The organism is Xenorhabdus sp. IM139775 (assembly GCF_028598745.1).
Taxonomy (GTDB): domain Bacteria; phylum Pseudomonadota; class Gammaproteobacteria; order Enterobacterales; family Enterobacteriaceae; genus Xenorhabdus.
Genome location: NZ_JAQRFK010000183.1, coordinates 1 through 1,493 on the forward strand (window position 1 = coordinate 1; position 1,493 = coordinate 1,493).

Here is a 1,493-nt window from a genome sequence, read left to right on the forward strand (position 1 = left end):
TATTAAATCGCTGTCTGGTGCTGACCATCAATGAAACCCGTGAACAGACCGAAGCCATCCATGCGTTGCAGCGGCATAAGCAGACCCTTGAAGGGTTGCTGGCCGAGAACGAGCGCGACTATCTGACGCAGTTGCACCAGAACGCCCAGCGGCTGCTTAAGCCCCTGAATGTGGTCAATCCCTATGCCAGCCAGCTGACCTTTATGTCAGAAAAAACCCGCACCCGCCGCGACCATATGAAATATCTCACGCTTATTCAGAGCATTGCCCTGCTGCACCAGTACCAGCGTGAAGTGAAGGTGGCTGAACATCGCGGCAGGCGGCTGGAATATATCGAAGTCACGAAAGACGATATCCGGCTGGCGAACCAGCTCGCGCATGACATCTTAGGCCGGACGCTGGACGAGATGCCGCCGCAGACCCGCAAGCTGTTGTTGCTGATACAGCAAATGGCGCATGACATGGCCGGAAACGGGCAGAAGACGTTACGCGAAGTCCGCTTTACCCGGCGGGATATCCGCGCTTACACGAACTGGAGCGACAGCCAGCTTAAGTTGCACTGCCAACGCCTGAGTGAGATGGAATACCTGCTGATCCACGGCGGCAATCGCGGGCACCTGCTGCAATACGAACTGCTCTGGGATGGTGATGGCGACAGTGCCCACTTAAGCGGTCTGATTGTCCCGGTATGATCTGTGCAAGTCTGGGTAGCATGGCGGTAAGTCGATACCAAGTCTGCCCCAAGTCGGGGCTAAGTCTGTGGCGTGAAAACCGCCCCAATACCGCAGCCAGACAGGGTTAAATGCCCGCAAGTCTGACCAAACGAAAAATCATTGTTCCGACAATACAATAAAACCGTCTCCCAGACCGTACTGCCGGATAATGCCCACAACGACAAGGAAAATCCGAATGACAACTTTGCACGACAGCACACTGACCACGCTGCGCCAGCAACTGGCGGCCTATCTGGATACCCTGGCCGCGCAGGGACGTGCCGACAGTACACTGGAAACCTATCGCTGCTACCTGCTGCCCTTTATCGACTGGTGCGAACAGCGCACCGTCTGTTATCCCGCCCAGGTCACGCTGGCCTTGCTGGAAAGCTGGCAGCGTTATCTGCGGGCTTACTGTAAGGCTGATGGTCATCGATACAGCAATAACGGGCAACGTGAGCGTCTGGGTACGCTGCGGTTGTGGTTCCGTTGGTTACTGCAACGGCATCACATCCTCTACAACCCGACGGAGTTGCTGGTCTTGCCGAAAGAAGAGAAGCGGTTACCCGCCCAGATACTGAGTGAACGGGAAACCACGCAGGTACTGGACAGCCTTGATGACCTGAGTGTGCTGGGGCTGCGCAACCGGGTCATGCTGGAAGTGCTCTGGAGCAGCGGCCTCCGGCGCATGGAGTTGCGCCAGCTCAAGCGGGATGATATTGACTTCGAGCGCGGGGCGGTTGTGGTCAGTCAGGGCAAGGGCAACAAAGACCGGGTGGT

The 1,493-nt window shown here is 56.8% G+C and carries 1 protein-coding gene and 1 pseudogene; both read left to right on the plus strand.

The window, feature by feature from the left end; all coding sequences use genetic code 11:
* Window positions 1-692: pseudogene (locus PSI17_RS16820) on the plus strand (DNA primase); the annotation flags it as partial.
* Between the two features lie 217 nt (window positions 693-909).
* The coding region (locus tag PSI17_RS16825) for a tyrosine-type recombinase/integrase (RefSeq protein ID WP_273553052.1) at window positions 910-1,493 on the plus strand (584 nt) is incomplete at its 3' end.